Source organism: Dinoroseobacter sp. S76, from assembly GCF_049801095.1.
In the GTDB taxonomy this organism is placed as follows: domain Bacteria; phylum Pseudomonadota; class Alphaproteobacteria; order Rhodobacterales; family Rhodobacteraceae; genus Dinoroseobacter.
The window spans coordinates 39,838-50,304 of record NZ_JBNAGH010000016.1 but is presented as its reverse complement, the minus strand read 5'-3'; the positions used below and the strand labels follow the sequence as shown (position 1 = coordinate 50,304).

General features: G+C 67.0%; 11 protein-coding genes. 7 read left to right on the top strand and 4 right to left on the bottom strand.

The genetic code is table 11. The annotated features are described in order from the left end of the window. Positions 1-2,943, bottom strand: a 2,943-nt coding sequence (locus ACP153_RS21915) for a hypothetical protein (protein ID WP_424973149.1), incomplete at its 3' end; no start/stop codon positions are given. Between the two features lie 426 nt (positions 2,944-3,369). After that, a complete protein-coding gene (locus tag ACP153_RS21910) occupies positions 3,370-4,740 on the bottom strand; it encodes a GntP family permease (RefSeq protein ID WP_424973148.1) in 1,371 nt (456 codons plus the stop codon). Positions 4,741-5,206: 466 nt separating this feature from the next. On the opposite strand from ACP153_RS21910, the gene ACP153_RS21905 reads away from it, so the two are divergent. From ACP153_RS21905 to ACP153_RS21890, 4 genes are read left to right on the top strand one after another with little or no spacing between them, the layout of a single operon-like run. Beyond that, a complete protein-coding gene (locus ACP153_RS21905; protein WP_424973147.1) occupies positions 5,207-5,578 on the top strand; it encodes a hypothetical protein in 372 nt (123 codons plus the stop codon). Then, the gene (locus tag ACP153_RS21900; RefSeq protein ID WP_424973146.1) at positions 5,575-6,141 is read left to right on the top strand and encodes a TetR/AcrR family transcriptional regulator; all 567 of its coding nucleotides are present in this window, start codon (positions 5,575-5,577) and stop codon (positions 6,139-6,141) included. Before ACP153_RS21905 ends, ACP153_RS21900 begins: the two co-directional genes overlap by 4 nt. Beyond that, positions 6,138-6,788, top strand: coding sequence for an L-2-amino-thiazoline-4-carboxylic acid hydrolase (locus ACP153_RS21895; protein ID WP_424973145.1), 651 nt, complete (start codon positions 6,138-6,140; stop codon positions 6,786-6,788). The genes ACP153_RS21900 and ACP153_RS21895 overlap by 4 nt, the downstream gene beginning before the upstream one ends. A 23-nt stretch (positions 6,789-6,811) precedes the next feature. Beyond that, complete coding sequence (locus ACP153_RS21890) at positions 6,812-7,195, top strand: hypothetical protein (RefSeq protein WP_424973144.1); 384 nt, start codon at positions 6,812-6,814, stop codon at positions 7,193-7,195. Positions 7,196-7,237: 42 nt separating this feature from the next. Here ACP153_RS21890 and ACP153_RS21885 read toward each other — a convergent pair whose 3' ends face one another. Then, a complete protein-coding gene (locus ACP153_RS21885; protein ID WP_424973143.1) occupies positions 7,238-7,834 on the bottom strand; it encodes a TetR/AcrR family transcriptional regulator in 597 nt (198 codons plus the stop codon). A gap of 99 nt (positions 7,835-7,933) precedes the next feature. Here ACP153_RS21885 and ACP153_RS21880 point away from each other — a divergent pair, with 99 nt between their 5' ends. Continuing rightward, positions 7,934-8,359 carry a VOC family protein gene (locus ACP153_RS21880; protein ID WP_424973142.1) on the top strand — a complete coding sequence of 142 codons (426 nt, stop codon included), beginning with the start codon at positions 7,934-7,936 and terminating at the stop codon, positions 8,357-8,359. Between the two features lie 6 nt (positions 8,360-8,365). After that, positions 8,366-9,115 carry a DNA alkylation repair protein gene (locus ACP153_RS21875; RefSeq protein ID WP_424973141.1) on the top strand — a complete coding sequence of 250 codons (750 nt, stop codon included), beginning with the start codon at positions 8,366-8,368 and terminating at the stop codon, positions 9,113-9,115. Positions 9,116-9,160: 45 nt separating this feature from the next. Here ACP153_RS21875 and ACP153_RS21870 read toward each other — a convergent pair whose 3' ends face one another. Next, positions 9,161-10,060 (bottom strand): LysR family transcriptional regulator, encoded by a 900-nt coding sequence (locus ACP153_RS21870; protein ID WP_424973140.1) that lies wholly within the window; start codon positions 10,058-10,060, stop codon positions 9,161-9,163. 100 nt (positions 10,061-10,160) lie between these two features. On the opposite strand from ACP153_RS21870, the gene ACP153_RS21865 reads away from it, so the two are divergent. Continuing rightward, entirely contained in the window at positions 10,161-10,451 is a 291-nt protein-coding gene (locus ACP153_RS21865) for a putative quinol monooxygenase (protein WP_424973139.1), read from the top strand. Positions 10,452-10,467 lie beyond the last annotated feature (16 nt).

Sequence of the window (10,467 nt, the reverse complement as noted above, 5' to 3'; positions counted from 1 at the left end):
GTCGCCGGAATTGTCGACATCCACGGTGCCTGCCGTGTCGCCTTCGCCTGCGTCGCCGCCAAGCGCGATGGTGACATCGGCCCCGGAAATCCCGGATCCGCTGAAGGTGGAACCGGATTTGCCGCCCCCGCCCGCAAGGCTCTGGGCGAAGATGCCGTCGGAATCGTCCGCGCTGGTCGACAAAGCGCCGGAATTGGTGACCGAAACGGCGTCCGCGCTGCCTCCGCTGCCGCCATCGCCGCCAATGGAGACGGTGACAGCGCCGAGCTCGATCGTGTCAAAGGAGAAGGTGGCGCCGGAATTGCCCCCGCCCCCGCCCTGGGATTGAGCGAAGATCGCCGAGGCGCTTTCGCCCGCGGTGGAAATGGATCCGGTGTTGCTGACGGTGATCTGGCCGCCATCGCCCCCCTCGCCGCCGGTCCCCCCGAGCGATTTCGTGATGGAGGCCAACGAGGTTCCGTTGATTGTGTAGGAGTTGCTGGATTTGCCGCCGCCGCCGCCCACGGATTGCGCGTAGATCCCGTAGGAGAAATCCCCGCTCGTGGAGATGTCGCCCGCGGTGGAGGCAGTCACCGCATCCGCGTTGCCGCCATCGCCGCCATCGCCGCCTGTGGTGATCGTTACGTCGAGCAGGTCGACGCCTGTCTCCGTGCTCAGGATCTGGCCCGCCGTGCCGCCGCCGCCGCCGAAGCTTTGCGCGAAGATCGCGTCGGATTGCGCGCCCGTGGTCGTGATGTCCGCCGAAGTAGAGACGAACACCGTGTTGCCATCCCCGCCGCTGCCGGCATCGCCGGTGGAGCCAATCGTGACGTTGATCCCGATGCTGTCCGTGATGGTCGTGACATTGCCGGAATGGCCGCCGCCCCCGCCGCCGGATTGAGCCGTGATCCCGGCGGAGTAGACGTTTTCAGTGGTCACCTCGTAATCATCACCGACGGATTCCAAATACAGCACCTCGCCGCCATTGCCGCCATCGCCACCGGAGGAGCCGACTACGATGCTGAACGAGGAACTGACCTCCATGGAGGCGGAGCCTTTGCCGCCCCCGCCGCCGATGGACTGCATCTCGACACCGTCGGAATCGATCCCGGAGGTCGTGATGAGGCCTGAGTTATGCGCCACTTCGACCAAGCCAGCATCGCCGCCATCGCCCGCGCTGCCGCCCACCTGATAGAAGAGCCCGTCGGTGGAGTGGCCGACACCGCCGCCACCGCCCAGGGATTGGGCGAAGACCCCTTCGGAGTAGTCGCCGCCCGTCGCAACGATCACGTCCAGGGCGACCACAACCTCGCCGCCATCCCCGCCATCGCCGCCGCTGCCGCCAATGGTCGCCAATCCGGAGCTGCCGCCGCTTTTGCCGCCGCCGCCGCCCACGGATTGCCCGCTGATCCCGGGGGCGTAATCCCCGAAGGTCAGGACGTAGCTGTCATATTCGTCATCGCTTTCAGTAAGTACCGAGACGGCCCCGCCATCCCCGCCGGAGCTGCCATCCCCGCCCACGGCGACAATGGCATCCGCCGAGCCGCCCTTGCCACCGCCGCCGCCGATGGATTGGGCCTCAACCCCTGCCGAATAGGAGCCGTAGGTCAGGATCACCGATCCGGCCTCATCAACATAGACCGTGACATCCCCGGCATCCCCGGCGCTTTCGGAAGACGCGCCCCAGGTGGCCAGCAGCCCGTCGGAATCCCCCGCATTGCCGGCAAACCCACCGATGGATTGCGCCAGAATGCCGGTTGAGGTCGTGGTATCGTCGCTGCCGCTGTCGTCGCTGCTCTCGCCATCGCCATAGGTGGTGATAAAACCGCCAAAGGTGACCTCGACATCCCCGGCAACCCCGGCCCCTTCGCTGGCACCGCCACTGCCGCCCCCGAAGGTCGAATCCGCGTCGCCGCCATCGCCGCCCGCACCGCCATAGGAGCGGGCCAGGATGCCAATCGCGTCCGTGCCGTTGGTGGTAATCTCGGCATCCTCGATCGCGACAACCACGTCTCCGGCATCGCCGCCGATGCCCCCATCCCCCCCAGATGCGTCGAATATGCCCTCCTTGGCCTCGCCGCCATCCCCGCCATCTCCGCCTTCGCTCAGGGCTTCGACCCCGTGGGACAGGTCGCCATTGGTGGAGATGATCAGGGACGTGCCGCTGTCGACCGAGATCTCTGCGGTGCCCGCGTCGCCGCCGTCGCCGCCATCGCCGCCTTTGGCTTCGTCGCCGCCCCGGCCTTGGCCGCCTTCGCCGCCATAGCCCCCGGAGCTGTGAACATAGAGGCTGGGCTGGTCATCCGCCGAAGAAGTGATGTCCAGCACGGCGCCGTCCGACATGGAAAACAGGGCTTCGGCCCCGTTGGCCCCGTCGCCGCCATCGCCGCCCTTGCCGTTGGAGGTGAAATAGGATCGGCCATCGCCTCCGGTGCCCCCATGGCCGCCTTCCGCGGTGACGGTCGCGGCGCTGAACGCCTCGCCGGAGATGGATCCACCCTCAAGGGCGATGGTTTGTGTTCCGGAAACCGCGCCCCCGTCGCCCCCATCGCCGCCCTTGCCCGTCGAGCTTGAGCTGGTGCGATCCTTGCCGGAATGCCCCGCGCCGCCTTCGCCAAAGAGCGAGATGGCGGGCTCGCTATCCCCCTCGATCAGCACGATTTCCGTATCTCCGCCCTCGAAGGTCACGGTAAAGGCGTCCACGCTGTCGCCGTCATCGCCGTGGTCGTCCCCCTCATCGCCGATATTCTCGATATGGACGAAGTAGGACCCGACGCCATCGGAATCGCTGATATCCTCGAGAACGAGATCGGTGAGATCATCGTCCGCGACATTTGCATCCCCGCCAATCAATGACCCAGAGCACGTCTCCACCGTGCCACTGGCCGAACAGCTTGAGGCGAAGCCCGGCGTCGCGAAGGTCGCCGTCGCCATGAACGCGATGCTGAAGAGCAAGGCGCCCATCCCCGGCCTCGCAGCGCGCCGCGGCAATCCAGCGGTGGACCCGGGCCGCAAGCTGCCTTGCAAGGCCGTGCTGTTGAGGAGTTTTCGGCTCGGAGTAGCGATGCGCGTGAAAGAGCTAGAGTGAACCACCAGGGACCTCGCCATGTTGCGTTGGATCAGGAACGTGCGGCGCAACCAAGGCTGGCCGGCACACCGCCTCAATAGGGCGCGGAAACGCTTAAAAAGGTGTTTCCAATTGTTCGAAATTTTTAGGCTGGCGCTGTGCGCCGAACGGGCCGGTTTTGCTCAGCCGGGGCTGGGGGGCTTTGCGCGGGGCGTGCGCTCGGATCCGGCGGGATCGGGGGCGCGCCTCTTCGATCCGGGCAGGGGTGTCACATCCGGGGGCAGGCCCGATCCGCAACCTTGCCGGGCGCGGGCCTGTCGAGGTCAGAAGGCGCCGAAGATCGAGGCGAGCGCGAGGACGATCAGCAGGGCCAGGATCGGGATGGCGACGCCCACCACGAAGATCGGGCCATAGGCCTCCCGGTGGGTGAGCCCGCCAATCCCCAGAAGCGTCACGACCGCGCCGTTATGGGGCAGGGCGTCGAGCCCTCCGGTGGCCAGCGCGACAATCCGGTGAAGGGCGGCGGGATCCGTGCCCTCGCTCAGGGCCATCTCCAGATAGCGCGGGCCCACGGCGTCGAGGGCGATCGACATCCCTCCGGAGGCCGAACCGGTGATCCCGGCCAGAAGACTGGCGGAGGCGGCGAGGCCCGGAAGTGCGCCACCCGGGACCTGGGCGATCAGCCCGTTGACGCTGGCAAAGGCGGGCAGGGCAGCGATCACCGCGCCGAACCCCACAAGGGCGGCTGTGTTGAAGAGCGGCAGGAGTGCGGCCTGCGATCCCTCGGCCAGGGTCTCCTTGGGATCCTCCAGCTTGCGCCATGTGAGCCCGATCAGAACGAGGATGGCGAGAGTCAGCCCGCCGATCAGCGCCCAGATCCCGATCACTTGCGCAGGGCCGACGCTGCCCCATGCGGGCTCGGACAGATAGGCCAGGTCGCTGCGCGGCAAGGCGATCTCCGCGAGAACCCAGTTCGTGACAAAGACGGTCAGGATGGGCGTGAGCGCGACCCAGAGGGGGGGCAAGGCGCGCTCGGTTTCGGGCGGGGGTAGCGCGTCCTGGGACGGCCCGCGCGCGGCGGCGGTCCGGGCCGCGCGCGCGAGATAGAACAGCCCGCCCAGAGCCATGACCAGGGCGGCGATGATCCCCAGACCGGGGGCCGCGAAGGTCGTCGTTCCGAAATAGGGCATCGGGATCGCGTTCTGGATCGCCGGTGAGCCGGGAAGTGCGCTCATGGTGAAGGTGAAGGCCCCGAGCGCGATGGCGCCGGGGATCAGCCGGTCCGGCAGGTCGGAGGCGCGAAAGAGCGCGATGGCCAGCGGATAGATCGCGAAGGCCACGACGAAGAGCGACACGCCGCCATAGGTCAGCGCCGCGCAGGAGAGGACCACGGCGGGCAGGGCCTGCGACGGTCCCAGCCGGGCGAGGATCGCGCGGGCGAGCGCCATTGCGGCGCCGCTATCCTCCATGAGCTTGCCGAACACGGCACCGAGCAGGAACAACGGCAGGAAGGCGATGACGAAGCCCCCCGCCGCCGGCATGAACCGTTGGGTCAGGGTGGCGAGCAAGGGATCCGCTGCCAGCCCGGCCGCCAGCAGCGCCATCACGGGGGCGGCGAGAAGCACCGGCCAGCCGCGATAAACGACCCAGATAAGCACAGCCAGCGGGAGGATCAGCGTCAAGACGAGCATCATGGCCTGAGCCTACAGGCTTCGCGGGCCCGCAAGGCCTGTGCGTTTTGCCGCAGCGCGGCATTGCCGATGCGGATGACCGGCGGGTGGCGGCCTTTTTTGTACGGGCGGGGCGCGTTTTGATGCTCTCGCGCGCGGGGCTGGCTGGCCGCTAGCTCCGCGCGCTGGCGGCGTGTGATGCGACGCGACGCGGGCTTGGGCGCAGGGCGGTGGCCTGGACCCAAGCGCGCGGACAGAGGGGACGCGGGCAGATAGGAGGGCGCGGAGCGATCTCAGGCGGTACGGAGCGCTTGGCCGGATCGTCTTCCGAGGCTGGGGGGCGGTATCCGTCGCGCTTTTGCCTTGGCTCTTGAGGGTCTTGGGGACGATTGCAGGGGGGGTATCTCGGCAGAACATACCTTTTTGTATGTTTTGATTGCCTCAAACCATACAAAAAGGTATGTAGCGCGCAAGACAGGAGACTCACGGGATGGAAAACGCGTTTTTTGGCACGGCGGGCGGGCTCGCGGCGATCTGGCTGGCGGTTCATACATTCGTCGGAGGGCGGGAGATCGCGCGCCCCCTGATCGCGGCGGCGGAGCTGCCATCGGTCGTGAAACACACGCAATACCTGTGCTGGCATTTTACGACAGTGGCCATTGCCTGCATCGCAGCATTTTTCGGCCTCGCGGTGATCACGGGGACAGCGGTCTACGCCATCTCGGGCACGATCCTGGCCAGCGGGTTCTTCCTTGTCGGGGTCGGTCTGGTCGTGGCGCTCGGCGAGACCCATGCGCGCCTGCCCCAGGGGTGGTTGTTCCTTCCCGTGGCGGGACTGGGTCTGGCGGGATTGGGGCTGTGAGCAAGCGGCGGTTCCGCGAAGAGGACTGGATCGCGCTCGGTCTGCGGGAGCTCTCGGCGAAGGGTTGCGATGCGGTCAAGCTGGAGGCGATCTGCAAGGCGGCCGGGCTCACGCGCGGGTCATTTTACCATCACTTTCAGGACCATGAGCTGTTCCTCACGACGCTTGCGCAGCATTGGCTGAAAACCCAGACCGAGGATGTGGCGGCGGCGATGGACGCGCAGGCCCCGGCTGACGCGCAAAGCGCGGCGCTGACCCGGGCCGCGATGGAGATCGACTCCAAGCTCGAGCTTGGGATCCGCGAATTGGGGCGACGGCTGCCTGCCGTGGACGCGATCATCCGGGAGGCGGATGCAACGCGCCTCGCCGTGCTCGGCGGCCTCTACCAAGAGCGCTACGGTCTGGACGCGGCGGCGGCGGCGCAGTTCGCCTATCTCGAATACGCGGCCTTCAGTGGCATCATCCTGCTCGACCCGGAGATCCCGGCGCCACGGCAGAAGGCCCTCGCGGATCTGTTTGAAACCACCCTGGCGCAGGCGCTCTCCCCGAAGGGGCGGCCATGAGACGGCTCATGGCCTGGCTCTGGCAGGGGAAGTTCGCGCGCAACCTGTCGCGGCAATCGGGCCGGGTGCTGCGCGCGCGGGACCTGCGGCGCGAGATCGGCTACCTGCCGCAAGGCCAGATGCCCGGCAGGGGCGGGGCGCAGCGGTTCAACCTGACCCTTGCCCAAAGCCTGCTGGCGGCCACGGGCCTTCTGGAGCGGGATGGCGGGTTGCCCCGCGACGAGTCTGTCCGCATCGCGGGCGCCGCCTTTGCGCGCTCGGGACGCTGGGCCGCCCGCGGCGCGACCCGGCTGTGGCTGAAACTTGACCCGGACCCCTTTGCGGGCGTGCAGGCGCGCGGCCCGGCCAAACTGGCGCGGGCCCTTTGGGGCGACGGGATGTCTGTCGAGGACCGGCACGGGGCGGAGGACGTGTCGCTTTGCGTGCTGGTCTGCCCGTTTCATGGGTATTTCCAGAGCGTCGGACGGCCCGATCTCACGCCCGTGCTCTGCGCCTGGGATGCGGCCTGGCAGGATGACGTGAACAGATCCGCGAAACCGATCCGGGTCGAGATCCGCAGCACGATCGCCCGAGGCGCCGAGATCTGCGAGTTTGCCTTTCAAAGAGCCGATCCCGCAGGGGCAGAGGCGCGGTCATGGACACGGTAGCCGGGCGCTCGGGACAGCGGCGCATGGTCCGAGCGGTGTGTGTCGGGCTGGCCGGGTTCTACGCCTATGGCGCCTTGGTGCATGTGCTGAACATGGCGTCCCTGACGGGGTTCTTTTGGCCCGAAGCGCCGCGCAAATGGCAAGGGCTGGATATCGCCTATCTGGCACTGGATCTGGTCGTGGTCATCGGGCTGATCCGGGGGTCCCGGCTTGGGATCACGGCGTTCTTTTGCGCCGCGCTCAGTCAGATCGCACTCTATACCCTTGGGCGGGACTGGGTTCTGGACGTGCCCGAGGCGTTTCAGCGATCCGCCGGGGATCTTGCCTATCTGGATGGGCTGGTCCTCTTTCATCTCCTCTCCTGTCTCGCCATGGGGGGCGCCCTGTGGAGGCATCGCAGGGCGTAGCCAGGCCCGGGGCCGAGGGGCGCGCGGCGAGGGCCCCAGTGGTCACCGGTCGCGGAGCAACTCGCCCACCAGATGCAGCATGGCCTCCGTATAGGTCTGCCGATCCCCGCCATAGGCGATCTCGAGAGCGGCGCGATCAAAGGCCGCCGAGAGCAGGTTGGTGAGCGCATCGATCTGCGGGGCCGAATGCCGGGGTAGCGCGCGCGCCAGCCCCGCGCGCAGCTCTTCACTGCCATTGGCGCGGGTCAGGGCGACCGCAGCCTCATGCCCCAAGATCGCCGGCGCTTCCTCGAGCAGGAGCCGAACCCGGCCGGGCGCCAGCATTGCCTCGAAAAAGGCGGCCGAGCCGACCACCATGGCCTGTTCCGGATCGGAGATGTCCCGGGTCTCAAAGTCGATATGGTCGGAGATCGCCTGCGCCTCCTGCACGGCGAGGGCGCGAAAGAGGTCCGTCTTGTCGTCGAAATGGTGATAAAGCGCGCCCCGCGTGACCCCGGCCCTGCGGACAATCTCGGGGGTCGCGGTCTCTGCGAACCCGGTCTCCACAAAAAGCGCGCGGGCCGCCGCCATGAGCTTGGCTCGGGTTTCCGCACGCCGGTCGGCCTGGCTCCGCCGGGGTTGCTTTGCTGGGGTGACCATCACGACCTCCGCTCCTCGTCGGGGTCATATTACATACACCTTGCATGTTTTTGCAAACCTGTGTTACATACACACTGCATGTAACTGAAGGAGGTCAAGATGCGTGTCACACAATACTATCCCGTCATTCAGTCCGACGCGGTTGCGGAGACGGCGGAATTCTACAAGCGGCATTTCGGGTTTCGGGCGGCCTTTGCGGCCGATTGGTATGTCCATCTGCAAAGCGAGGCGGATCCGGCGGTCAATCTTGCCGTCGTGCAGTCGGATCATGAAACCATCCCCGCCCCGTCCCGGGGGGCTGCAGCGGGCATGATCCTGAATTTCGAGGTCGAGGATGTGGATCAGGTGGATGCGCGCCTGCGGTCCGAGGGCGTCGAGGTGGCGAAACCGCTGGTCAGCGAGCCCTTTGGTCAGCGCCATGCGATCTATCGCGACCCGAACGGGGTCTTGATCGATGTCATCACGCCGATCCCACCCTCCGAGGAGTTTCTGGCGCAATATGCGGCGGATGCGGTGCCCGGCTGAGCGCCCATGGCCAAAAAGCTCAAGGATTGGTTCGATCGGGACTGCGCGGTCCGGTTGGGCGGCGCGATCGCGGCCCAATACGGGGCGTTCGACGCGCAAGGCTATGCCGCCGAAGTGGCGCGCGGTGTCGCGCCTCTCGCCCTCAAGGCGCGGGTTGGTCTGATGTCGGAGGCGCTGCGGGCGCGTCTGCCAGCCGACTACAGCGCGGCGGCGGCGATCCTGTCCGCCGCGCTCGGTCCGCCTCTGGAGGGGGAGGTGGGCATGTTTACCTCGGGCTACTGGCTGATGCCGGTTGCGCGGTTGGTCGAGGATCACGGAGGGCTGCACCGCGAGACCTCTCTCGATCTGTGCGAGGCGATCACCCAGCGGCACACGGCGGAATATGCCATCCGGCCCTATCTCGAACAGCACCCGTCCGAGACGCTGGCCCGGGTCCATCGCTGGGCAGGCCATCCCAACAGCCATGTCCGGCGGCTCGCCTCGGAGGGGGTGCGCCCGAGGCTCCCCTGGGCGCGGCGCCTGTCGGCCTTTGTCGAGGACCCGGCGCCCGCGCTTGCGGTGGCAGCGCGGCTGCGCGCCGACCCCTCGGCCTATGTGCGCAAATCCGTGGCCAATCTGATCAACGATGTCTCCAAGGACCATCCGGGGCGGGTCGTGGATCTGATCCGGGGCTGGCAGGCGGGGGCGTCGCCCGAGACGCTCTGGGTCATGCGCCACGGGACGCGCACCCTGCGCAAGCACGGGGTGAAGATCTAGGGGCGGGCGATCTGTCCAACGGTGGTGGGTCGGCGCCCGGCGCGCTCAGCGGTCGACGCGCGAGGCGGGCACGATCTGGCGGAGATGGTCTGCAAAGGCCGTCACGCGCCGCGGCTGGGCCCGACCCGGGGGGAACATGACCTGCAGCGGGGTTGGCGGGGGCAGATGCGCGGCCAGCAGGGAGACCAGCGCGCCGGCATGGATGTCCTCGGCCACATCGAGCTCTGATTTCAGGATGATGCCGTCCCCGGCCAGGGCCCAGGATCGGATGAGCCAGCCGTCATTCACAACCCGGTTGCCCCGCACCAGGACGCGCTGCCGCTTGGGTCCGGTGCCGAACTCCCAGGCGTTGTCGAGGTTGTCTCCGAAGCGCATGACGAGGCAATTGTGGTCCCTGAGATCCTCGGGGGAGCTGGGCGCCCCGTGCCGCGCCAGATAGGCGGGCGCCGCGCAGACGAGACGCTGGAACCTGCCGAGGCTGCGCACCCGCAGGGTCGAGTCCGTCACCTTGCCAAAGCGTACGGCGAGGTCGAAGCCCTGACCGACCAGATCCACATAGCCGTCCGACAGGGACAGCTCGATGGAGACGGCCGGGTTCGCCTCCGTGAAGGTGGTGATCGCCCGGGAGATGAGCGACCGGCCCAGATCCACGGGGGCCGAGATGCGGATCGGTCCCGAAAGGGTCTTGGCCCCGTGGCGGATGCGCGTGTCGAGATCGGCGGCCTCGCTCAGCAGGGACTTGGCCCCGTCGACCAAGGTCCGTCCCTCCTCGGTCAGGCTGATCGAGCGGGTCGTCCGGTTGAACAACACGACGCCGTAATGGGCCTCCAGCGCGGCGAGGCGCTCGGAGACCGTGGTCGTGGAGAGGCCGGTTTCCCGCGCTGCGGCGACGAGGCTGCCCTTCTCGGCGATGATCACGAAGACCCGGTGGTTATCAAGGAGCATTGGCCGAATTATCCGGATTATGTTTTCGAATAATGCGCGTTTATCCTGAAAACACGGCTTCGTAAACTCGGCGCAGAAAGTTCAAAACAGGATGATTCCCATGGCCAAACTGACCATTGTCGCCAATATCAAAGCCAACCCGGACAAGATCGCGCTGGTGAAGGCCGAGCTTGAAAAGCTGATCGAGATCACACGTGGCGAGGCGGGCTGCATCAACTACGATCTGCATCAGGATAACGACAATCCCGCGCATTTCCTCTTCTATGAGAACTGGGAGAGCCGGGATCTGTGGCAGACCCATATGGGGGCGCCGCATCTGGCCGCCTATATGGCGGCAACCGAAGGCGCGGTCGAAGAGTTCACGCTCAACGAGATGAGCGTCATCGGCTGATCAGCACAGCACAGGA

Excerpts from the sequence above, each read along its gene's own strand:
- ACP153_RS21895 (WP_424973145.1), top strand. The coding sequence starts at position 6,138 with ATGAGACGGCTCATGGCCTGGCTCTGGCAGGGGAAGTTCGCGCGCAAC.
- ACP153_RS21865 (WP_424973139.1), top strand. The coding sequence starts at position 10,161 with ATGGCCAAACTGACCATTGTCGCCAATATCAAAGCCAACCCGGACAAG.
- ACP153_RS21880 (WP_424973142.1), top strand. The coding sequence starts at position 7,934 with ATGCGTGTCACACAATACTATCCCGTCATTCAGTCCGACGCGGTTGCG.
- ACP153_RS21870 (WP_424973140.1), bottom strand. The coding sequence starts at position 10,060 with ATGCTCCTTGATAACCACCGGGTCTTCGTGATCATCGCCGAGAAGGGC.
- ACP153_RS21875 (WP_424973141.1), top strand. The coding sequence starts at position 8,366 with ATGGCCAAAAAGCTCAAGGATTGGTTCGATCGGGACTGCGCGGTCCGG.
- ACP153_RS21885 (WP_424973143.1), bottom strand. The coding sequence starts at position 7,834 with ATGGTCACCCCAGCAAAGCAACCCCGGCGGAGCCAGGCCGACCGGCGT.
- ACP153_RS21890 (WP_424973144.1), top strand. The coding sequence starts at position 6,812 with ATGGTCCGAGCGGTGTGTGTCGGGCTGGCCGGGTTCTACGCCTATGGC.
- ACP153_RS21910 (WP_424973148.1), bottom strand. The coding sequence starts at position 4,740 with ATGATGCTCGTCTTGACGCTGATCCTCCCGCTGGCTGTGCTTATCTGG.
- ACP153_RS21905 (WP_424973147.1), top strand. The coding sequence starts at position 5,207 with ATGGAAAACGCGTTTTTTGGCACGGCGGGCGGGCTCGCGGCGATCTGG.